We start from the raw sequence: 23,489 nt of genomic DNA on the forward strand, positions 1-23,489 counted from the left end.
TCCGTTGGAAAATGCGTGCTCATCCGCAGCCGGGTGCGGTGAACCAGCGCCGAACCGCCCCCGGAGTGGCCACGAAATGGTCCCTGGCGAACCGTACAGCGGCTGCGACTGGATCCGGGTCGCTGCCGATGTTTTCCATGCGGGACAGCGCCGCCGGCAGAGCCTCTCCAGCAGCTTCGATGGCCGCCTGCACATCGGCGCCGGATAGCGCCGCCGACGGCATGAAGCGGCCGCCGTACTGCATAAGAAAGCCCCGCGCCCACATCTCCTGGAAAAAGGCGTGGCCCAGTTCGGCGTTAGCAAATACGACATCGAACATAGTCGGCCAGGCGAATGCCCATGCTGCGACCTGTTGTCTGGCGAAGACCTCGTTAAGCCCCTTGATCAGTTGATCGCCAACCTCGCGCATCCGAGCCAGCAAGGTCCCGTCGCGCAGCGCGTGCAGGGTGCTTAGCGCGGCTGCGAACGGGGTAACCTCGCGCTGGTAAGTGTTGCCCATGTATGTCTTCTCCGCGGCGGCGAGTACGTCCGCGCGCCCCGCGACTGCGGACAGCGCCATTCCATTGGCCAATCCCTTGCTTAGCGTGATCAGATCGGGTGTGATGCCGACCGCCATATGGTAGCCGCCAATGCCGTAGCGGAATCCGGTCATCACCTCGTCAAGTATGAGCAAGGCGCCGTGCCGATGCACCAGCCTTTGTAATTCCTGATGGTATTCGGGCGGGAAGAAGTTGACTTCCGGAGTGATGATCACCGCGGCGACGCGCTGGACACTTGCTAGCTCGTCGAGCAAGTCTAGATTGTAGCGGAAATCCACGCTGTCTCGATCCCGATTGGGTAGCCCCATTTCGGGCCGGTCCTGCAACTGCCAGTCGTGCCAGCCATGATATCCGCTGGTAAGCACATGGTTCAGACCTGTGAATGAGCGGGCAAGGCGGACGGCGGCGGTGGTCGCACAGGATCCCGTGCGGAAGAACATTGAACGTTCCGCGACGGGGAAGATCTCCGCCAACCGCTCGGCCAATTCGATCCGGTGCCCGGACAGGGGGCCGGGCAATATGCCGCCGGTACGGCGCATCTCGGCGGCTGCGTGCTCCACGACCGGCTCGTATCCGGCTCCGAGCGGCGCAGCACCACTACAGGAGGTGAAATCGACATATTGCCTTCCATTGATGTCCCATGCATGCGCACCCGAGGCGCGCGTCAATACGACCGGAAAACGCCTATTGAGATCCCACTTCTCCGACGCGGTGACGCGCAACGCGCGGCGTAGTGCTGATCCGTGCGCGTCGGTCACGGCCACAGTGGTAGTCGGGCTGGCGTTGGACATGAGCCCTCTCCGTTTGATAATCATGCCCTTAGGCGAGCTGCGTGACTATTCTTCGAGCGATCCGTAACGCGTTCGCCTGAATGGTGAATGTCGGATTGACGCCTCCGGAATAGGGAAAGAAGCCGCCATCCGCGACATAGACATTGTCGATGTCATGCACCCGGCCCCAGCGGTCGACCACGGATTGGGTCGGATCGACACCGGCACGGCAGCCGCCATGCAGATGTCCGCTGCCGAACTGATAATTGGAATCCTGATAATCGACTTGTTTCACACCGGCCTCCGTCAGCAAGTTCGACGCACGTCGGCACAAATAGCCTAATCGGCGTTTGTCCAGCGGATGGGTCCAGTAATCGAGAATGATCTTTGGCAAACCCAGCCGATCCAGGCTGGTGGCAAGTCGGACCGCATTGTTGCGCATGGGTTGGTCGGCCGCCAGGAAGTGCAGCCGTAGTGTTATCTTTCCGTCGCGGTCCGTGCGCTCAACCCGACTCGCTTCGTAGATCATTCCGCCGAGTCCCGAAGGAGCATCCTCGTCCAGGTAGTGATCGGAGATCGCAACGGTGGAGAATGGGCCACCGGCCGGGCGCGCGGGCATTGCACTTATTGCGGTGCTACCGGACACGTAGCCGCTGATTTTAAACGAGATGCCACTGCCGACCATGCCGGAGGCGTTGCCGATGCCGTTGGGCGCCGCCCGCTGAGCCGACCTTAGCAGTAGGGCGGCAGACTGCACTGCGTTGCCGGCGAGTACCACGCAGCGTGCGCGGATCCGAGCGCGTTGTCGCCTGAGAGTATCCAGCCATTCCACGGAATCCGCGCGGCTGACGTTAGCCAGATCGATGCGCACAGCCTTGCTGCCGAGTGCAACTGTCAGCGCGCCTGGCGGCAGCGCGACATCTGTGAATGGCGAGCGTGCGTCGGCCCGCGCGCCGGTAGGACACAGATGCTCGTTGCAAGTTCCGTTGCAATGGCAGGCTGGCCGGCCACGATAGGGTACGGAGTTGATAGCCAATGGGGTGGGAAAAGGTAGTAGGCCTAGGCGTCCGCCGGCATCGGCGATCAGCCGCCCCTTCGCGCTGTAGTCATGCGGGGGCAGAACGGGAGGATCGCTCGGTGGTTCGTATGGGTCTTCCCCGGCTAGGCGGGCCACTCCCATGCGCCCTTCTAGCTCTTCGTAAAACGGGCGTAATTCGGCGTAGTTGATCGGCCAGGTAGGGTCAAGCGCGTCTCCGGCCACGTGCGCTCGCGCGTCAAAATCGATGGTCCGATAGCGGAAGGCTATTCCGGCGTACAAAGTCATTCCGCCGCCGAGCGCGCACACGGTCCAGGGACGTCCAAACGGCGTCAACGTACCTGCCGCAGACTTCACCAGCGCGGTATCCATACCATCTTGGACGCTCGCCAGCGAGGCGTCGGGAGGAAGCGACCGACCTTCCTCGAGGAGGAGCACTCGCAAACCGTGCTGGGCGATCTCGTATGCAACGGTCGAGCCGCTGGCACCACTCCCGATCACGCATACATCAACGATATCGGCCCTCATAATCCCACCTTTGGCAACAAATATCGACGATGCGCAATCAAAGCCCCATTCATCAGTGACCGGCTGCCTGAGACAGCTGGCATAGCCAACGATGAACGCGCGGCATTTGCACGATTACCCAAGACTGTCCGGTTTGGCTTCGTTCAGCTGATCAACTGCTGCGTATCATTGCGAACTACCGCAAGATCGTACAATGTGACGCTACGTACGATTCAAGACCATCCAGGTCGCAACCGCATGAATATGACTAATGGCTCTTCAGAAGCCGCGACACCATCGAATAGAACAATGGGATCAGGCAGTTGTCCAAATCCAGCTAACCTTCCTGATGTGGGTGAGAAAACGTGTTTGCACCATGAGCGGGTGCTCGCGAGCTTTTTGATTATGCGTCGTCAAAAGGCCGTGCGGCTCGCATTTTGCAGTCCGCCAAGACTATTGATCTCCCGAATTCTTCGCAACTCATCAGGCGCCGGCTAGCAGGAACACCAAAGCCGCACATCATGCGGCAAAAAAAGCCCGGCCTCATTTTGAGAGCCGGGCGGAAGTTAGTCTGGGCGAACGAGACTCGTCGCGCCAGCTCCCGTCGACAGAGGGAGGGCTGCCGACGGTTATTTGCGGCAAAGCATTCACCGCAAATTCCAAACACGAAAGGATCGATGTCGAAAAGTCTGGCGTAGTTTCCCTTTTTACCAAGGCGATATTCGCCGAATGCACTGACAGCCCGCGATCATCTGTCATCGTCGCTCATTCAATCGGCATGATTTCGAAGATCCTCCTAAAGTAGCGTCGACCGTGTCATTGTCTCGCCTCTGCCGGAGCAGCCCCGCCAGTTTGCCCGGGACCCTTCGCGTCCTGCTTTAAAATGCTACAACGTGACGCTAGGTGCGAATCAAGTCGCTTGAGCTGCGGCGTGCACCATGAAAATCCAAGCTCCCGATCTCTTACATGCAGCTAAGTCATCCAAGATCCGCAAGGTGCGGTGTCGTATCTGCTTTGGTGAATGGGCTTGTACACGTGAACATTTGAGCGATTTCGCCCGCACGACTTGTCGTACCCTCCGCGGAGATCACTACAGCGACGAAGTTCTGTGACGACGACGCCGCGCAGGCGCGCAATGAGCTTTTGGTGCGGCAAGCAATACCCATTCTATCGCCGGGGTGCGCGACCTATTGACACCTATCTCACCAGTTGCGTGGCTCGCGACCATTCTGCACGGTTCCTTTTGATGACGGCGCAATCCCGTCAGCGCACAGCCCCAGTCGCCCAAAGCGAAAGATTTCAATGTTCAGGAGCGCTTTGCTGACGTTGGCTCGGCTGACATTTTCCAAACCAACTCAATTCCCACTATGGGGTTGGCGCAATCGCGCGGCGTAGTCGGTGCGCCATTCCTCTCAATTGGGAGTGCGAGTGAATGGTCCCCGTTCAGCCCAGGAGGGCGCGGACATCTTGCGAGATAAAACTGCGTGCGTGATGCGAACCGCCGCCGCACTGAGGAGCCTTCGAAAACTATGGAATATGACTGCGAAAGGTTCCGACGGAGCGGCAATCGAAGCGGCCCAAGATAGAGCGTGGTTTCTAGGTTGGTGAGCCGCGGATCAGCCGGGCAATTGAAGATCTCCTCGCGCAAGCGCGGACTCGAAGAGGAACAAAGCTTTATTGCGTGCCGTCATGCCAGGCGAGATTTTGTACGATTCGCTCGGATCTGTAGCCGCAATGGCACACTGGGCCGAGGTAGCGAGATCTTTGGATCGCTGCGTACAGTGTTTACTCGCGTAAAAATACGGGCTTTCTAGTACAGTTCGGGGCGTGGGATGTGCTTGAGCCGTCGTTCGTGACTACCTGCTCGGATTGAGGTCCAACATGAGTCATGCGGCTAGGGACCGCCATGAAGCATTGAAAGTGACAGAAGAAGAATGTGAGTTGGCGCGGTGCAGGCAGGAAATAGCCCGTCTCAAAGATCTAGTTGTGCAGCTTTCTCAACTGGTCTTGCGGCACGTCGCGGAAAATACCGAGGACCGAAATCCACAGTGCAGGTGAGCCGCTTGGGCGTATGAGATAAATGACAGGGGATCGCAGTTAGACTTTCCGTTGTCATCGGCAGCGCGGCGTCCCCCGGGGGGGAGGGGGAGCGGCCCCGCCCTTGATTTCCATGGGGCGGGGCCGCAATTGCCAGTCGAACATCTTCGTGGAACGATGGGTGCCTGAGCTAACGCGCGTCGCGCGGTCCGACAGTCGAAACTCTCCGTAAGCCGAAACCGATGACTGCAGTCCGGCGAAGGGACCCCTCATCGTGCCCGCCGCTAAAACGTCTGCGCTGAACCAAGTTATCGGCTCCCATTGAGTCCAGCCCGTGAGCGTTGAACCCGTGGCAGGCTAGTCGAGCGGGAATAGGATCGAAACTGCGCATGTGTGTGCCCGCTTTAGACCGATGGCGGTCTATGGACACCAAGCTGCTCGATGACGCGCTTTGATATCTCTGTTGGATCGCCAAGCCCGCTTTTGCCAACCTCGATGACCTTCTTGGCGATGATTTCTGCGATAGGGTCGTCTCGATCAACCAAGCAGAGCGAGCGCAGGGCCCGTGCATAGGCTGAGTTCAGACATTCAATTTCTTCCGGCCGTAGCTTGCTGCCTTGGAGCAGTCGATCGATCGACATTGATCACCATCCTGCCTCCTGAGGGCGCTCTTTGATGTCTCGCACTAAGATGGGTCAGAACGCGGTCGGGTTAGTCTCGCTATAGCCGCCTTTGTCGTCCCACCTATAAACGACATAGTCGAGCTGCTTGATGTCACCCTTGGCGTCGTATTCCAGTGTGCCGATCACAGTGTCCCAAGAGCCCGCTTTGATCGTGTCCATCACCTTCTTTGGGTTGAAGGTGCCGACTTTGGTTGCGGCTTGCATCCAGACCTGCACTGCAGCGTAAGTATAGAGCGTGTAGCCTTCGGGGTCGATATTCTTGGCCTTGAATTTATTGACGATCGCAGCTGCCGTCGACTTCTTGCGTGGATCTGGTCCGAAGGTGAAGAGCGTACCTGCTCCAGCTGCGCCGGTGATAGAGGCAAATTCCTTGTCAGCCAACGCGTCACCCGACATGAGTACGGTCTTCAGGCCCTGATCGCGCATCTGGCGCAGGATAAGGCCCGCTTCCTGGTGATAGCCGCCGACATAGACGAGGTCGATACTGTCATGCTTCAGTCGCGAGACAATCGCATTGAAATCCTTGTCGCCCTTGTTATAGGACTCGTACATCTTCTCAGCGATGCCGGCCTTGTTGAGTGCCTTCTTCGTCTCGTCGGCGAGTCCCTTACCATAAGTGGTCTTGTCATTTAGAATCGCGATGTTCTTGCCGCTGAAGTGCTTCGTGATGTACCGGGCGGCAACCTGCCCCTGCTGGTCGTCGCGGCCGCAGACGCGCGCCACGTTCCACAGCTTGCGCTCGGTGAATAGCGGGTTGGTCGAAGCCGGCGTGATTTGCAGTACACCGCCATCCGCATAGGCTTCCGAGGCCGGGATCGATGACGAGGAGCAAAAGTGCCCAGCAACGAACGGGATCTTAGCGGCAGCGACCTTTTCCGCTACCGATCGCGCCTGTTTGGGATCGCAGGCATCGTCCTCGATGTCGAGGGTGAGCTTCTTGCCGAGTACGCCGCCTGAAGCATTGATCTGCTCTACCGCCATCTCGGCGCCGTTCTTCATTTGCCGCCCGAAGGCAGACTCGCCCCCGGTTATTGGTCCGGCGACGGCGATGGTGATTTCCTCAGCCAACGCTGCGGTGAACATTGCAATCGATGCTCCAAGTGCAAAGCCGATCAGCTTGAGTGATTTCATGGGGTGGTCCTCACAGGGTGAACGCAACGGCGAGTAAGCTCGAGCAGAGCAAGGGGACCCCCGCGGCGCTTGGTGCCAGGAAGCAACCAGAGATAAAGTCATGATCGCGCATCAAACAGTTCGATTGCACCGCCACGAGGGCGCAGGAGCCCATCTTGACTTGATGAGACCAGGTTCGGGAGTTGTCGGCAGACAGTCCATCGCTCAGAAACAGTACATGACGATGTCGTTCCAGCAGGGGAACGGGCCGGCTCGCATGCGAATAGGCAACGATAACGCAAACTTCTCCGTCCCGTCTCATCTTCGCCGCGCGTCCGATCCCATACCGCCCACTATCTCAATGACGGCGTTGTCTTGCTGGACACTAACTGAACCGAGCGTTTATGAAAGGAATAGATCAATCCGGAACGTACAGAGCTTGTCGCGTCTGAAGCGCCGCCTCTTAGACCAAGCGGTCGGTCGAGCCGAAAGCAGAGACGATCGTTCAGGTCGTGCGCGAACATTGTCCCTTGGAGGCATACAAACACTTCATGCTCCGACGGCGTGATCCCCTCGATAGCGCGCGCAAGGCAACCAGCACGGTCTCAAATGAAAGCAAAGACGAGCAGGCTCGAGCAGAGTAGCGCCAAGCTGGTTGCGGTCAGCGCGAGGAGGCTACCGGAGACAAGGTCATGATTGCCCATGAATCACCCTCGAATGCCATCTAAGAAGAGATCGGAGCGGCAGCTCGTCACTTTGAGCTTCGCAAGCAAATTATGCGGCTTTTGGTTGCGCCATTTCTGCGTTGTCCGGGTGACGCTGCATTTTTGCGGCGTCATTCGGCCTTACTTTGTTGAAGTTCGGCACAAGAAAAGCGGAGAAATGCGCCTTGGGCAAAGCTGACGCTCCTAACCCAAGAAAGTGTGTGTCTGCCGGACCAGCTCGATGACGCGGCCAAATGCTTGAGATGTACGGCTGGCCGACTACGAAGCCACCGAAGTTGCAGTAAGCGTGAGTTTTGAAAAAGAGTGTACAAAAGCGCGAACCTTTCGTTGCTCTCGCCGGAAATCTCCCCACGATTGTCGCCTTCTCGGTTCGACGCTCTCGCCGATTGTCGCGAGAGCAGTGTACAGAGCGTCCATGCTGGGTACCGTTTTTTCGTGTGATGCGTGTCGATTACCCTCGTCCGGCCCAACCTACCCGCAAGCTGGCTCACTTGATGGGGCGAAGTGGCCGGCTACGGAGTGCCTTTGGCGGGTTTGCGATCTCCGCTCCCATTTCGCCGGCCGCGCACTCGGTCGTGTCGTCGTTCGAGCGTACCGAGCCGAACGGCCTTTCCAGCATGCGACGGACCCGTACCGGCGCAGGGCCGACGTGGAAGTGAATGGCCCGCTGCTCTAATGTGCGTTCCGACCGCGTCGAGCGGTTCCGCGAACGCAAGTAGTCGAGCCAGGTCGGGCAGTGATAGCGCTCGGTCCACAATTCCGGATCGGCAATATCCCGCGCGATCGACCAGCCGTAGGCGCCGTTGCGCTGGCGAGACAATTGCACGTCTTGCATCACATTATGAAACGCTCTCGCATTCTCCTGTGCAACTCGGTATTCGATCTCGACGACGAGCGGGCCGCTGCGTCCGGTCAAGGCGAGTCGCACCTCAGGATCGGCGAGCGGCTCAGGCTCCTCACCCCGCGCGCCGATACGGGGCATGGGCAGCCAATGGCCGATGAGTGGTGAGGCGAGCATCAGGGCGGCCGACACCAGCAGCGCGGTTTCGACCCCGGCCGCGTCGGTCAGACGGCCCCAACCCCAGCTGCCGACGGCAATCCCGCCTGAGCTCGCCGCCTGATAAGCTGCAAGCGAGCGTCCGGCCACCCAGCGCGGCGCTGACAACTGCACTCCAATGTTGAATACCGCCCACACCATCATCCACACGGCTCCCGCCAGGACGAGTGCCGCTGCGGTCAACACCGGTTCGCGGCTGAGCCCAACCGCAGCCATCGCTGCGCCCATGGACAACGCACAGGCGCGGACCGCCGCCTCGCCGCTCAACCGCCGGCGCAGTTCGGTGATATTCAATGCGCCGACCACCGCACCCAGACCAAAAGCGCCAAGCATGATGCCGTAGGTCTGGGCGTCGCCATGCAAGAGATCGCGTGCTACAAGCGGCATTAGAGCGGTGATTGCACCGCCAACGATGCCGGTCACCAGACTGCGGGCCAGCACGATCTTGATCGACGGTGAGTTGCTGATATAGCGTACGCCAGACACCATCGCCCGGCTCAATCTTTCAGGCGGTAAGCGCGCGGGCGCGCTCATACGTTTCCAGAGCAACAACGCGATAATCAGCGGCAGATAGAGCAACGTGTTGAGCGCGAATGCCGCCACTGCACCCGCAGTTGCCACCACGACCCCGCCGATTGCCGGACCTACGCTCCGCGCAATGTTGTAGCTGATGCCGTTCAGCGCGATGGCCGCAGGCAGCTGTGCTTCCAGCGGAACTTGTTCACTAACCGACGATTGCCAGGCCGGCCCCATCAGCGCCATACCACTGCCGACAACGAGGCATAGCATCAGCAAGAGGTTTGGCGTGGCCAAGCCAAGCCAGGCGACTAACGTCAACCCGGTCGCCCCGGCGAGCGCCAATCCAAGGGAGGCCAGCGCCACGATACGGCGGTCATACATATCCGCGATCGCCCCGGCTGGCATCGATATCAGCATCACTGGCAGTAAGAGTGCAGTCTGCACCAACGCGACCTTGTCAGCCGACGACGTCATCTGCGTCATGGCCCAGGCGGCACCAACGCCTTGAATCAGGATACCGACATTAGACAAGAGGCTCGCAAGCCAGATGCGCCTGAAGGTCGCGTGCCGCAGCGGCGCCGTGATGCCGTCGGTACTATGCGCCTGGGCTTTGAGTGAATCGCTCATATCAACTCATGATGATCTACCATGATTTGATCTTGGTAGGGATCACAAGGATGTTCCTGTCGCGATATCGCCTTCAGATCCTGACGTGGCTGTGAAATGAGATGCTTCGATCGAGTTTGATTGAAAGTGATCGACTGCTTCCGTCGCCTTGCGCCTCATAGCAAAGGCAGCGCCGCACAAAGCCGGAATGGTCTCCAGCACCGGCGTGATATCTGCAATCTCCAATCGCAGTAGAATCGCCTTTCCAATCGTGCCGCAGTGGACGCTAACGATCGGATAATCTAAAGGCTGCCTCAGACCTATTCGCCCCAGCGCACTGCTTGCGCGGCGTTATTGATTGGGTGGGCTGGCTGGCAGCTGCAAACTTTGTACGAATCGGACAAATGCGCGAGATCTCTAAGCGCGAAACGATTTGCGTCGCAGAAGCTGAACGACCGAAACTCGATCTCGCCGAACTTTTCAATGCCTCCACACAGCTGCGCAGTGATTATTATCGCTTGCCAGGTGGTTTCGCGTCAGTGCGGAGCATTGGAGGCCATCGGTAGGAGTATTGGGTTCTAGATCGAGCCTCTGTGCGCGTATTTCGCGCAGTACGTGGGACAGACGTCCAACCGCAGCGCCGCTGTGACCTTGGTTTGGGAGCGGTTACGCACTGCAAAGCAAACGTGTGTATTGTTCCCGTAGCCAGCTCAAGCACATTCGGTTCAAGTCTACTCGAACGCGCGGGCGTTCTGATTCTCCTCTTCAGCCTGTTTTGTGTGAAGAGTGTCAGGATAGGCCGTCGACTTCGCTAAACTTTCGCGTGGTGCGACATCGCCCGACGCCCTGGCGAAGGCGTTTGTTGATCTATTCAAGTGGCAGAGGATAGGCAGTGAAAGCCCGCCGGAGCGGGACCATTTGTCATGCGATGCATAAGGCGCGGTGCGTAAATTATGTGCACGATCGATCATCGTGCACCTGCGTGATGCAGGGCATTCGGGCAGCAACATACGATTCGTGCCGCATCCCGCGATCCGACGTTTGTCGTCTTCTGCAGGAGCTTCTCTTACTTGCCGGCCGTCTCTTTGAGCCGACCAATGATCGTTCTGGGGCCCCGGCCGGCGTGCAGTATCACCGGCCCCAATTTCATCGCAGCGCCGACGAGCACGTATGCCATTCAACCGTCGGTTCGCTGGAAGAATATTGTCGCCGCCCTCACAGGAGGCGCGAACGATGATCGCGTCGGCGCCGCACACCGGCTGCAGCGCGCGACCGTAGGTTTTGCCGATGAGGGGCGCGTTATTGCCGCTTGCCGGCACACCGCTGGTTGCGTGCTCCTCACGCCTCTTCATGTTGTTTGTGGATGCCGATGCACATCCTCTCGCAACGCCGGCTCGGCGGCGCTTGTTGCGGCCTAACGCGCTGTTCTCGGCAGCACGCCTTTCCGCATCCTCAGATGGGACTGAAGATGGCTTCGGCCACGTCCTGCACCGGCTGCCCCGCTGCGCTGGACCAGTGGTCGGATTGTCGTAGTTCACTCCCAAGCCTCATCAAGCTGCACTGCAGCTAGAGTCTTTCCTGCTTCTCGTGCCTGCTACGCCGAAACAGTGTTTCGGCATATGCGCGCATGAGGAATCGGTAAAGCAGTCGGTAGAAATGACAGGTCATGTGCTGCTCCTGGTCCATTTCGCCAACGAGGCGCTTTTGATCGCACCATTATCTTTCACTAAGCGCGGTGTTTGAATGCAATTTGGTCTCAGGTGACGCTTGATAGCGGCCTTGCAGCGTCGATTTTGGTGGATTTCATCCCGCGGATAGCGGTTCACGACATAAAGCCGCAGTCAGCAAATTCGATCTCCGCCATGGAGATCCATACTTGAGCTAGAGTTAGAAGCGATGGACAAGCAGGAATGTGACGAAGATCAAGTCGATATCGTGCCGCACCTGGTGTCATTTTTACGATCAAGTCGCCGTCTCAGTTGCCCAGAGAACTCGTGCAAGCCACGATAAAAGCATCCAGCAGGCTTTGAAGACTTTCGACCGCTACCAACAACCTATCCGATTCTTCGCGTTCTGTTGTGCCGAGTGCATAGGATTCGCGTAGGCGCCTGGCGTGGTTCACCCTTTCGCGGCCGTTCGCGGCTCGCTTTTCGGCAAACTCTAGCTGCGCGGGGTCATGACCGAGCTTGTCCAACTCGCCGAGCAACAACTTCGTGACCGCCTGTCGCTCATGGTGGGTGAGATCAGTGCTGTAGAGCACGCTGAGATAGCGATCGATGTTGGCACGCGCGACGTGCCCGTACATGTCGCCGGTCTCCTATGTCCGGAACGGACCTTACGTAAGGGATTTATTGTACCGCCCAGTGGCATGGAGCACTATAATTGTTACTACTTGAGCCCGCCATCGCGGAACGGCTCGACTATTCGCGTCCGATGACCATGACGCGGACGGTTCAGGACTACTCTTGTGGTCCACTTTGAGCACGTCCACGGTGATAGCAATGTGCATTCGTCCGTTTCGTACAAAGCTCGCACCCGTTTTCCGGACGACGCACATCCGGCCAAGTTCGGGTGTGGTTTGGTCCACGATGAATTTGGCTACTCGCATATCGCTTTGTGCGCGGCTGCCGCGACGCGCGCCGAGGAGATCAGTGATTTGGCGCGCCGAAGTTGGGTATCGTCTCGCGAGCCCCGGGGTCCGCAGCGTGCGCTTATGATACGATTCGATCACACTCGCCGAGCGAACGTACGCTCGTCCGCTCTGTACGAAGTTTGCGCACGCATGAGGACGCGCGATCTGCCAACATAGCTACGCGAGGGTGGGATGGTTCGCATCATACCTGGTTCACTCTCTCGGCGGGCGTTTGGAAGGGGGCTTTTTGGTGCGGGCAATTGGGGCGCAGATGTCTCCGCGTGAGGTATCAAGGTGAGTAGCGTCGGCGTCACCGGCATGGGCGACCGTGTCGAGGATTGCGTCGGCATGCTCGTCCTGCTTGCTCATTCACGTTATGGGACGAGTCAAGGGCGTGCGATTGATGGCGCCGCTGAGCGATCCTGGTGCCTTGATCGCGACGGTTAGAAGCGAGAGGCAGCCGAGCATGAGGCTTGTTCGCCGAACGGGGATCCTATTACCGATGGACTGGAAGGCGCCCGGCCTCTTCGGCCGGTGCGCTTAGATTGGCTTGCAGATCCGTCGCTTCCCGGTGAGACAATCCGAGATCTGTGCCACGAAGGCTCGATTGATCGCGCCCTGCTGCAGGCGTTAGGATAATTGGTCAATGAATACGCCGCTTAATGGTTATGTCGCAGCCCTAGAAGCCTTGAAAGAAGATGATCGGCTGCGCGGCCTCAAGCCCCGCACAGGGACCGATTTTGCTTCAAACGATTATCTGGCGCTGGCAAGCGCGCCTCGTATGAAGAAAGCCCTGTGCACCGCGCTCGATGCCGGCACGCCGATCGGAGCTGGCGGGTCACGGCTCCTGCGCGGTAATTGTGAGGAGCACGAAGCTCTTGAAGCGGAGGCGGCGCGGTTCTTCCGAACGCAGACGGCGCTGTTCCTCGGCGGCGGTTACATCGCAAATTTTGCTGTTCTAACGACGTTGCCGCAGCAGGGCGATTTGCTTGTTCTCGATTCGCTCGTACATGCCAGCATTCATGAAGGCGCACGAGCGGGCCGAGCCGAGTTCCGGATAAGCACACATAATGACCTCCAGTCGATCGAAGACAGGATTGGCGACTGGCGAGCCAGGGGCGGCAAGGGGCGCGTCTGGATCGTGGTGGAGAGCCTCTATAGTATGGACGGAGACTTCGCGCCGCTTAAAGATCTGGTCGCAATCGCCGAGCGCTACGAGGCGTTCCTAGTTGTGGACGAGGCTCATGCCACAGGTGTTTACGGCGAGCAGGGACGGGGGCTCACCGCGCCCTATGAGGGGCGCGAAAATCTTTTGGTAATCCACACCTGCGGCAAGGCGCTGGGCGCGGCGGGCGCGCTTGTCACGGCTTCCGGCGTATTGCGCGACTTCATGATCAATCGGTGCCGTCCATTCATTTTCGCCACCGCGCCATCCCCCCTAATGGCCGTCGCGGTACGAGAGGCGATCTTAATCCTGCAGGAGGAGCCTGAGCGGCAACGACGTCTAATCGATCTGGTCAACTTTACACATCGGCAGCTCGTTGTGTGCGGTCGCGCGAGTTCTTCGAACTCACAGATTATTCCTTATGTTGTGGGCGACAACGCTCGCACGATGCGGCTCGCCTCTGCACTCCAGGCGCGTGGCTTTGATATCCGTGGGATACGGCCGCCAACGGTGCCTGTGGGAACGGCACGGTTGCGGATTTCGCTGACACTTAACGTCGGGCAGGATGATGTATCCGACATGATCGATGCGTTGGTCGAAGAGACCTGGGGCGTGCAATGCGGCCGCGCAAGATGATTACGGGATCGGCAAAACGGTCTTCAAAAGTCCGCGCCGACACACGCAGATGCTCCTTTTTGAAGGGAGCACTTCGGAAAGCAAATTGACAAGGCTCAGCTACGCAGCGCTACCAGCGCTCTTTGGGTGGCATTCTCAAGGCGTCCATCGATCCTTGGGTGCCAGGCTCGAGGCGTGTCAGCGAAGGCTCAGAGGACTTTTCTGCGTTCTAGCCGGTAATCGCAATTGTCGCGTGCGAAAAGTTCCGGTTTATTGCGGATGCAAGGTATGGTCTTAAAGCGAATCCAGCGATGCTTCGTTTCCAAGACTGGCACTCGCTTCGTTAGTTGATGCAGGAGAGACAGTCCGATGCCGTCGCGAGCAACAGTGTTCCTTACATCAGCCGGATGGGCAGCCGTCGCGGTCGTAATTCTGCTATATGTGATTTTCAGCCCCAGCTGAGCCGGGCACCCTGAACGGGCCGATCTGTTTCGATGCCATGACGGATGATCCGGCGAGGCTATTTTGAGGGTTGTCCCCTCGCCGAGAGTAGCGCTTATATCCCAACATCCGTTGCCGCGCATCTGCGGCTTCAGTCAACTGTTGGCTATGGCGTTAACCGAAGGCATGGAACTGTCGGTCACGACAGGAAATTATGTTGGTGCTGGCTGCGCGTTGCCAACATAAGTAGGTAGAGTACGAGGAGGATAAAGAGCTCGCGCATACAAAAAGATATTCCGAAATTGTATGTCAATTTGTGGAGCGGATCACATCCGGTGCATTTATCGATGGACGAGCGAATTTCGCGGACTCAACCGAAGCAGCGTTAGGCATTCAAACGGCTGCGAAGGTGCCAGGGTCAGTTCAGCAGATCGACCTTGCCGGTGTCGAGCCGGTACAGACCACCGATTACCTTTAGTCTGTTCTGCTCAACTGCCGCGTTCAGAACCGGGCCTGCCGATTTAAGTTTATCGACGTTATCGACTACGTTCTGCCGGATGGCATTGGCGAACGCATCACCGGTTTGCTGGTGGGATTCCCGTACCGCAGGCGCAAGCGCAGCGACGAGCGATGGAATATGTCCCGGCGCCGGCTTTTCGTCGTTGAGCGACTTGATCGTGGCGTCTATCGCGCCGCAACGATCGTGCCCGAGTACCAAGATCAATGGCGTGTTCAGCACAGCGACCGCGTATTCCATACTGGCGAGGGTGTCATCGTTGGCAAAATTGCCGGCGAGGCGGCAGACAAACAGGTCACCAAGCCCGCTGTCGAAGGCAAGTTCAGGCGCTATGCGAGAATCGGCGCAGCTCAGAACCGCCGCATATGGATTTTGTCCATCGACTAAAGCCTGACGCTCGCGCTTGAAATCGCCGCCTAGTGATGTGCCCTGGACAAACCGGTCATTACCTTCGACTAGCCGCCTCAGCGCAGCATCCGGCGTGAGCATATTATCCGGCTTGGGTGGCCTTTTTGCTTCCTTCGCGTCAACTATGTTGTCGCCAAGCCGCATGCCAACCGCCGAAAACGCCAACAGCGACAGCAAAAGTGACCGGCGCGAAGGCTTTATCGTGAGCGCGCAAGATATATTCGGGGAATGGTCGGCATGCATGTGTGTCGCCTTATCGCGCGGCTTTACGCCATCCCGTGGCTTCAGCCTCCGCTTCGCTGCAGAGCCAGCGTTCACCCTGCTTCTTCGTCATGTCGATTTGTCCGTAACCGAATTGCCCGGGCAAGTGATAGATGCGCTCGCCGTTGCCGCCCACAGTGCCTTTTATCAGACACTCGGGTGAGGGCGGGTCCGATGCCAAAGCGGGTCCGAGCAGGAGCTCCTGGGCATCGGTCGGTACCGAGCTCGCGCCAATGATGATCGTTCCATTGTTGCGGTGACGCCAGTCCCAAGGCGTGATGAACGCCCCCGACCATAGGCCGGCATAGGCATGGCTCGCCACAACCTCATAGACGGCGTAGATATGGATATTTCGACCCCATGATAGTGCCCAACCCGAGCGTACCATCCACGCGTTCACGTCCTCGCCTGCGATGAAGCAGCTCCCGAGTGACCTGCCGTACTCATCTCGCCCGGTGGTATGACAATCCCACGTTCGTCCGTTCGAATGCTTGATAAGCTCATCGCGAGCAGCGATGCCGCAAGCCCATTTCTGACCGTGGGCGTCGAGGCAAATCTGATCCGTCTCTGGCGCGTCGATGCCCGAGAGCCGAATTTTAGTTTGCTCGATCTCAATCGTATTGCCGTCGACGATGCGCGGAGGGCCGCTGAGTTTCGCTGCGCAAGCCGGAGATGTGATGACAGCGAGCAATGCAGCCATCATTGCGCGGTGTTTCATCCCGACGGCCTTTCTCTCTTGGTCCATCCGTTCAACACCACGTGCAATCCGGCGTCGCTACATTCGCCTGCTTGATCGCACCATGTCTGCTATTTGGCCTGTGTTGCATCGTTCGGCGTTGGTTGGTGAAATCTTGGTTGTGATTTCCAACCTACGCCCTGACGTGACGTGAGGTTCAAGCGATTTCTTCCAGGATAAGTGTTGCGGTATGCCGGCCTCGACCGTCTCTCTCAGTAGGCGCGCACCGCAAAGGGCTTGACCCCAGCAGGAAAGTCATCGGCGGAGCGTTGAACTCGCCCGGCGTCGGTGTAGTCGAAAAGCCAACCGAGTTGCTCCCGGAAAGCGAATGCCATCAAAGCAAATGAACCTGGCTTACAGCGCGTTCGCGGTCACTCTCTTTGCGGCCCACGATCTATCGACTTGGATCCGCGCTGGCATCTGTTCACGCAACATGCGCTTCAAGATGAAGATCGCGCTTGGCGATGGTGCTCATCTCCACACCGCGGATGGTCGCCATATCATCGATGCAATCTTACAGAAGTTGCCAATAGCTTATCGCTTGCGGACCAGCTCGAGATCGGTTCGCGGAAAGTTGTCACCCTTGTGCAGCAGTGGCGCGCGATAGGTCTTGGCGCAGGCATAGGCGAAACAATCGCCAAGATGTCGCCCCTTTCCGAACCGACCGAACGCCATAGCGGCGGTCAATATCATGCCGTCGGCAATCGCGCACACGCGGATGGATGCGGCGTCGAGAAATTCCCGCACTGCGGCCTCCGCTTCCGGCGCACCCCATGCGTTGACGCGCGTGAGAGCACAGACCGTTTCATATACTGCGATGGCTGAGGCGAACGGCGCCTTGGCGTCGGCAATTGCCATGACGAGCTCAGCCGCGTCCGGTTCGCGCAGCAAGATCGCGACCAGGGCTGAGGCATCGATCATCATCAGACATCACCGGACAGATCGTCGAAAAACGCCTTGTCGGCGGTCAGACCGGTTTTGGGAGCGCTGGCGATGCGATCGAGCAGCGGTTGCAGCCGGTCCCAGAGCGGCGTCTTTAGGCGCTCACGCTGAATTTCATGTTCGCAAGCCTCGCGAACGCAATCGAGGATCGGCTTGCCTTTGAGTGCGGCGAGTTCGCGAATGATTCGGTCGGTCTCGCGGTCCTCGATGTTGTAGGCCATGGGTACTTCTGTTCGGGTATATAGGTATCCATGCTTAGGTACCTGAGCAGGGGCGTATTTCCAGACTCGGGTCAAGTATTTGATATTACGACGTTATAAAGTGATGGCGGCAGGGACGAGCCGCCAAGTAGCAGGTCCTCGAACTCAGCGGGGTCTTCGAAAGTCCCGGCATTGGAACGAGGCGGATACGTGGACTGCGGTGAAGCCCTCGACAGTACGTTCTCAGGACGTTATATTCGAACATAAACAGAACGATCGCCCACCGCCAGTTGTACCTCCCGGTCCTCGCATCAAAAGTTCAATAGGATTTTCAATATATTAGCTTGTTCCGATCTGGCTCGGGCATGTTCGATTGATGGAGCTTCTGATTGGCATTGTTTCGCCATTTGCACGACGACGCGTTCCTGGCCTTTTCGCGGGACCACAAACATCTCTACGCGGCATGTCTGCTGGATCTTCATGAGCGCTTCTTCTCGGGCGCGCCCGCTTTCCCTGCGCCGCAGCAGGTCATTCACGCGATCTACGACGTCATGCGGGCAAACCCCGCCTTGTGGGACGACGGCGACGATTTCGGCGCGCTGCCTGAAATGATCTCAGCGCGGCGCCGCCGCATCCGCAAGGTCGACGTCGCACTCACATCCGAGAAGGGAGACAAGGCGCTCGGCCTGGCGCGCCAACTTTACACGCGGCTCGTCGCATGGGGATGGCTCGAGGAGGAGGAGTACGGACTTCGGGTGACCGTGGACATGGCCATGGGACCCCTGCTCGTGATCCAGCGTCTGGCGAGCCTCAATAAGGACCTCTCCCAGCGGTTCGGCGGCTTGATCGTGCAAATCCGCCTTAATTTGGAAGCCGTTGAAAAGCTCACACCCGAGATTACCGACCGCAAGCAACGCGAGGCCGCACTCGCCGTCCGCGAGGCGCGCAATCAGGCCGATCAATTCACCAAGAGTCTGCGGGCCATTTTGGCTGACCTCAAGCGTATCCGACGGACGGTCATGGAATCGAAGACCGTGGGCACCCGCCTGGAAGCCTTTTTCGAGGAGTTCGTCGACCAGCTGCTGCTGAAGGATTTCGAGTCCATCCTCACCGTCAACCATCCGTACCGCTTTCGCGACGCGATCGTGGATCTTGCTCGCAGAATTTCCTACACGTCCGAGACGATGCAGGTGCTGGCCGAGGAATACGCCGCAGCAAGCATGGCGTCCGATCTCGAAGAGGGCCGGATGGCTGCGGCTGACGATTTGTTGGCCATCGAAAGCATCTTCGAGCAGATCGGCGAGATGTTCGATCGGATCGAGACCTTCCGCAGACAACTCGAGGCACGTGTTCGAAATACTATCAAGTACGCCGAGCGTGGAGCACAGGGACTCGTCGGGCGCGCCGGCGACCTGGTGCGGCGGCTCGACGCTCTGCTCCGCAAGGGCAGGCACGACGAGGCAACCGTCGAATGGAACATTGAGCCACTGCGGTCGCCCTGGTCTGAACACCATCAGGCGCCGGCTAGACAGCCGCGCCGCCCTGTCGAGGCAAGAGAACTCGCCGGGCCGCCGTCGGATCCGCTCTACGAACTGCGGAAGCAGCTTCGCCTGGAGTACATCGCTCGCATCGCGCCGCGCCCCGAGGACGTCAAAAGATTCCTCGAGGGGCAGGTTCCTCCGTTCGCGACCAAGGAGGCGCGCTTCATGCAGATCGGCACCGTTGACGATTTCCTCGCCTTCGACTGCGCCCGACGTTATGCGCTAACCGGCGACGTGCCGGCGCAGATCGCGGCTGGCTTCGATCTGGAGCCAAGCCCCGACACGCCTCCGCACGATAGCGAGTGGCTCAGGTGCGCGAACTTCGTGGTCAGACGATCGGGTACGACGGCGAAAGGCAGAGCAGTCCATGCTTAGCGAATTTGACAACATCGAGCGCTCCGCCGGCGCGGAGAAGGCGGCCGATCTTCGGAAGGCGTTGCATTTCTTGCTGCGACGACAATTCGTGTTCGCCGGGGACCCTCGCACCGGGACGGTCTACAACACGATGATGGATGGCCGCTTCCGCGACGTGGTCGACGGCTTCTTCGACAGTTGCGGTTATCGCGTCCATCGCGATCCGGAGGCGCAGTGGGCAGGGATCGTCGCGATGGACGAGGACGTGCCGCTGCCCCGGATGAAGCTCGACGAAACCATCGTTATGCTCGTGCTGGCCGCGTACTGGCAGCAGGAAGTGAACGTCGGGGCCGTCGAGGACCGAGCCGTGGTCGTCGCGACGCTGAACGACCTCTTCGATCGGTACCGGGAGATGGCGCAGCATAGTGGGGGCGGCGCCATCTCCGCAGCCCGCTTCCGCGACATTCTGCGTGAGGCCGCCCAGCGTAGTCTTGTCGAGATCGGTGACTTCGACGACGAACAGCAGGACTGGGAGGTCAGGATCCGGCCGATGATCAAGCTGATCAGCGGCGGTGACGCGCTCCAAAGGCTCGAGCGCTACGTCAAAAGCGAGGAAGCCCGCTTTCCGCAGGTCGCGGGAGATGACGCATGATGCAACTGCGCCACCTGACTATGGTGAACTGGCACCTATTCGATGTTGCCGACATCGAAGTGACCGCTCACGTGGGCGTGCTAGGTGAGAACCGCTCCGGCAAATCGACGATCCTCGATATGGCGCAGGTCGTCCTCACCGGTGGCAACCGACGCTTCCTGCGCCTGAACGCGGTTGCCGGCGACGGCGGAAGATCGCGCGGCAGCTCGAAGCGCAGCGTCGTCGACTACTGCCTCGGCACGCTCGGCGAGGATCAGCGCCGGCGCGACGAGGCGCGCACCTACATCGCGCTCGGTTTTGAAGACACGGACGGAGCGCGGCCTTCCGTCACCATCGGCATGGCGCTCGAAGCCCGGAAGTCCGACAGTAGAGAGACCGTGCTCGCGCTGTTCATCGCGGTCGGCGCGGTGCTCACGTCCAATGACTTCATCGAACAGCGTGGAAAGGCACTATTTCCAGCGCAATGGGAGGACGCGCGCGCCCGAATCATCTGCGCCGTCGGCGAAGGTAATTTCGTCAATCACCGCGATCGGGCGAGCGATTATGTCCGCGAGTATATGCGCCATCTCCTGCCGCACTCGCCGTATGGCGAACAGAACGCCAACGCGCTGCAGAAATCGATCGTCAACGCCATGACGCTCGACCACAACCAGACAGCCACGCAGTTCGTGCGGAACTACATCCTTGAGGACAGCCCGATCGGTATCAAGGAACTGCGCGAGTCGATTCAGACCTACCGCAACATTAGCGACACGATCCGGAAGATGCGCCTCAAGCTGGAGGCACTGAAGGAACTGAAGGCTATTCTGACGGCGCTGGAAGAGGCACTGGAGACCAAGTTCCGCGAGCAGTGGATTGGCAAGCGCGCGGAGTGGCTTGCCGCCCGCGCGATCAACCGTGACTTCAGGGTGAGGCTCCGGCTCGCGAGCGCGCAGCGCGAAGCCGCGGGCGGCGAACTGAAATTCTTGAATGAAGACATCAGAGCGATCGACGATGAGCTGCAACGGCTTACCGAGGCCATCGCCGAACACGACGCCAAGACTGGCAGGAAGTCGCTGCAGCAGACCGCCGCGGTGGCGGAGCAGTCCGCGCAACGCGCTGCAGCTGATTTCAAGGCGCGCATCGACACCATCCGGCGCCTGCAACCGTTGTGTGCCATGGGCGGGCGCGGCTTCGACGATTTCATTCCGGCCGTGGACCGGCTGCTTGCCGCTGTAGGTGCCGCCTCGGTTGGGGCCGTTTCCGACGAACTGGTTGCGGCCGAAAACGCCCTGACAATCTTGGGAGGGCAACGACTCGCGAAGATCGACGAAGCGCGTCAGGAGGTCATCGCAAAAGCCTCGCAGTTACGTAGCCAGCGGGATGACTTGCTGGAGCGGGTCCGGCAGCACGCCTCGGGAGGGGCGCGCGCGCACCTCGAGCCGGACACCGAGCGCTTATGTCTCCGGCTTCGTCAAAAAGGCATGGCGCCACGCGTCTTGTGCGAACTGATCGAGGTCGCCGAGCCGGGTTGGACGGGTGCCGCTGAAGCGCTTCTTGGCCGCGATCGGGATGCGGTGTTCGTCGACAGGCCGCATATCGGCGATGCGACCGCGATCTTCAAGGAAGGGCGGCGCGAGTTCCGGCGCACGTCCCTGGTGAGCCTTAACAAGCTGGAGCAATTCAGGGCCAAGCCAGAGCCAGGAACGTTTCCTTCGATCTTCCGCACGGAGGATCCGGACGCGCTGTCGTTTATCATGCGCCGGTATGGTTCCGTGCGCCTTGCGGACACCCTGGACCAGTTCAACAGGCCGGGCCGCGCCATCATGAAGGACGGCCTCTACGACGATGGCCTGGTCCGCACCCATCGATCAATCGAGCCTTCGGAGCACAAGATCGGCAAGGCTGCCCAGGCGAACGCGTTGCGCGCGCTGCACGAGCAGGCGGACGAGCTGGAAGTATCGCTACGCCAGGCCGCGAAGGAAGCCGAGATCGCTGACGGCGCGTTCATGGCGCTGAAAGCCCTGTGCGACGCGCCCGCGGGCGATCTGAAGACCTGCGCTGCGGCCTTCGCCGCAGTGCAGGCTAAGATGGCAGATGCTCAAGCGAAGCTCGCGGCTCTGGACGACGCCGGCGACGGCGGTCTTCGCCAGAAAAAACGTGCCCAGCAGCAACTGAAGGACCGAAGGATCGCCGAGCGCGAGACTCAGCAGACTGCCTTCAACAAACACGACGGCGACGTCCGGGCGGCGAAGAGTAGGCTCGGTGACGGCGAAAACGTACCCGGCTCCGAGCTCAATCTGAAGATCGCTTGGTCGCTTTTCGTCAAGAATCTGCCCCTCTACTCTGCGTCAAAAGGCCGGCCGATATATCGGGCGCGCCTTGATGCCCGCGCTCACAAGAACGAGGCCGACCGGCATCGCAGCATGGCTGAGAAGGCCGTCAAGGACGCCGACGCGGCGAACGACGAGCGCGGTCGGATCGAACGGCAGGTGCGCGAGTTCTTGGACGGCTATTTCGACGATTTCGGCGTCAGCTCCCAGATCGGCATCGAGAGCGAGCCTCTTCAGGAGGTCAAGCCATGGATGGCGCAGTTAATCGAGGAGATAGAGTCCAACGAATTGCGGCAGTACGAACGTCAGGCGCGGGACGCGGCCGAGAAAGCGTCCATGTTACTGCGAGGTGAGTTCATTAATGCGCTCTCGGCTCGGATCGGAAAGATGGAGCGGGAGCTCCAGTCGCTGAACCGCAGCCTCTACGCGCACCCCTTCCACAATGAACGATACTCCTTTCACCGTACCCAGGTGGTGGAATTTCAGCCGATCCTGAAGATCATCGAGATCGGCAAGACCTCTCCCGAGGCGCTCGACATGCTCTTCCGCGGAGACGTATCGGATGACTTCCCCCACAAGGACACGATCCTGGCACTCGAAGCGCTGCTCGAAGATCCCGACAAGGATTTCACCCAGTTCGAGGATTACAGAAATTTCTACACCTTCGAGATCCACATGGAAGACGTCGGTACCGGCCGCTCGACCCGTTGGGAGCAGCGCCGTGGCACCGGATCAGGTGCTGAACAACAGGTTCCAATTTACGTCGCCATCGGCGCCTCGCTTGCGGCCGTCTACGGCAGTGCCGAGCGTCGCGCCGGCAAGCCGGCCGGCTTCGCGCTTGCGATGTTCGACGAGGTCTTCTCGAAAATGGACGGCAAGAACCAGCGCCAGATGATGAGCTTCTATAAGAATCTCGGCCTGCAGTTTGTGATTGCCGCGCCTTTCGAGAAGCGGGTCGCGGTGCTAGAGCATATGGACACCATCGTGGAGGTCGATCGCATCGGCGAGCAGTCGAGGGCAACGGTCGTCTCGTTGAAGGAAAAGGCCAAGCGCGAACTGCGTGCGATCGATCCGGACCTGATGACCGCCGACGACCTTGCCGCACGTCTGGCCGCCGAGTAGCC

The 23,489-nt window shown here is 59.4% G+C and carries 14 protein-coding genes; 4 read left to right on the forward strand and 10 right to left on the reverse strand.

The window, feature by feature from the left end; translation table 11 throughout:
* Positions 1-19 precede the first annotated feature (19 nt).
* From ACVMB1_RS02545 to ACVMB1_RS02570, 6 genes are all read right to left on the reverse strand, one after another.
* Positions 20-1,330 carry an aminotransferase class III-fold pyridoxal phosphate-dependent enzyme gene (locus ACVMB1_RS02545; protein ID WP_456814037.1) on the reverse strand — a complete coding sequence of 437 codons (1,311 nt, stop codon included), beginning with the start codon at positions 1,328-1,330 and terminating at the stop codon, positions 20-22.
* A gap of 28 nt (positions 1,331-1,358) precedes the next feature.
* Entirely contained in the window at positions 1,359-2,873 is a 1,515-nt protein-coding gene (locus ACVMB1_RS02550) for an FAD-dependent oxidoreductase (protein ID WP_456848193.1), read from the reverse strand.
* 2,420 nt (positions 2,874-5,293) lie between these two features.
* Positions 5,294-5,530, reverse strand: a complete 237-nt coding sequence (locus ACVMB1_RS02555) for a hypothetical protein (RefSeq protein WP_456848195.1) — start codon at positions 5,528-5,530, stop codon at positions 5,294-5,296.
* A 54-nt stretch (positions 5,531-5,584) separates the two neighbouring features.
* Complete coding sequence (locus ACVMB1_RS02560; RefSeq protein ID WP_069276055.1) at positions 5,585-6,703, reverse strand: branched-chain amino acid ABC transporter substrate-binding protein; 1,119 nt, start codon at positions 6,701-6,703, stop codon at positions 5,585-5,587.
* 1,191 nt (positions 6,704-7,894) lie between these two features.
* Positions 7,895-9,610 carry an MFS transporter gene (locus ACVMB1_RS02565; protein ID WP_069276054.1) on the reverse strand — a complete coding sequence of 572 codons (1,716 nt, stop codon included), beginning with the start codon at positions 9,608-9,610 and terminating at the stop codon, positions 7,895-7,897.
* 1,954 nt (positions 9,611-11,564) lie between these two features.
* Positions 11,565-11,894, reverse strand: coding sequence for a hypothetical protein (locus ACVMB1_RS02570; RefSeq protein ID WP_253587734.1), 330 nt, complete (start codon positions 11,892-11,894; stop codon positions 11,565-11,567).
* Between the two features lie 973 nt (positions 11,895-12,867).
* Here ACVMB1_RS02570 and ACVMB1_RS02575 point away from each other — a divergent pair.
* Complete coding sequence (locus ACVMB1_RS02575; protein WP_069276051.1) at positions 12,868-14,022, forward strand: 8-amino-7-oxononanoate synthase; 1,155 nt, start codon at positions 12,868-12,870, stop codon at positions 14,020-14,022.
* Between the two features lie 838 nt (positions 14,023-14,860).
* Here the strand turns inward: ACVMB1_RS02575 and ACVMB1_RS02580 are convergent.
* The 4 genes from ACVMB1_RS02580 to ACVMB1_RS02595 all read right to left on the reverse strand — a co-directional run bounded on the left by ACVMB1_RS02580 (position 14,861) and on the right by ACVMB1_RS02595 (position 17,527).
* Positions 14,861-15,610: a carbonic anhydrase gene (locus ACVMB1_RS02580; protein WP_069276050.1), complete on the reverse strand. Its 750-nt coding sequence runs from the start codon at positions 15,608-15,610 to the stop codon at positions 14,861-14,863.
* A 10-nt stretch (positions 15,611-15,620) separates the two neighbouring features.
* On the reverse strand, positions 15,621-16,373 hold the full coding sequence (locus tag ACVMB1_RS02585; protein WP_069276049.1) for a thermonuclease family protein: 753 nt from the start codon (positions 16,371-16,373) through the stop codon (positions 15,621-15,623).
* Positions 16,374-16,898: 525 nt separating this feature from the next.
* Positions 16,899-17,288 (reverse strand): type II toxin-antitoxin system VapC family toxin, encoded by a 390-nt coding sequence (locus tag ACVMB1_RS02590; RefSeq protein WP_253587733.1) that lies wholly within the window; start codon positions 17,286-17,288, stop codon positions 16,899-16,901.
* Positions 17,288-17,527, reverse strand: coding sequence for a type II toxin-antitoxin system VapB family antitoxin (locus ACVMB1_RS02595; RefSeq protein ID WP_069276047.1), 240 nt, complete (start codon positions 17,525-17,527; stop codon positions 17,288-17,290). Before ACVMB1_RS02595 ends, ACVMB1_RS02590 begins: the two co-directional genes overlap by 1 nt.
* A 368-nt stretch (positions 17,528-17,895) precedes the next feature.
* On the opposite strand from ACVMB1_RS02595, the gene ACVMB1_RS02600 reads away from it, so the two are divergent.
* The 3 genes from ACVMB1_RS02600 to ACVMB1_RS02610 are packed head-to-tail and all read left to right on the forward strand — an operon-like array spanning position 17,896 to position 23,487.
* Positions 17,896-19,422 carry a Wadjet anti-phage system protein JetA family protein gene (locus ACVMB1_RS02600; protein WP_069276046.1) on the forward strand — a complete coding sequence of 509 codons (1,527 nt, stop codon included), beginning with the start codon at positions 17,896-17,898 and terminating at the stop codon, positions 19,420-19,422.
* Entirely contained in the window at positions 19,415-20,053 is a 639-nt protein-coding gene (locus ACVMB1_RS02605; protein ID WP_057018746.1) for a DUF4194 domain-containing protein, read from the forward strand. Before ACVMB1_RS02600 ends, ACVMB1_RS02605 begins: the two co-directional genes overlap by 8 nt.
* On the forward strand, positions 20,050-23,487 hold the full coding sequence (locus ACVMB1_RS02610; protein WP_069276045.1) for an SbcC/MukB-like Walker B domain-containing protein: 3,438 nt from the start codon (positions 20,050-20,052) through the stop codon (positions 23,485-23,487). The genes ACVMB1_RS02605 and ACVMB1_RS02610 overlap by 4 nt, the downstream gene beginning before the upstream one ends.
* Positions 23,488-23,489 lie beyond the last annotated feature (2 nt).

It is taken from the genome of Bradyrhizobium sp. USDA 4504, from assembly GCF_054063995.1.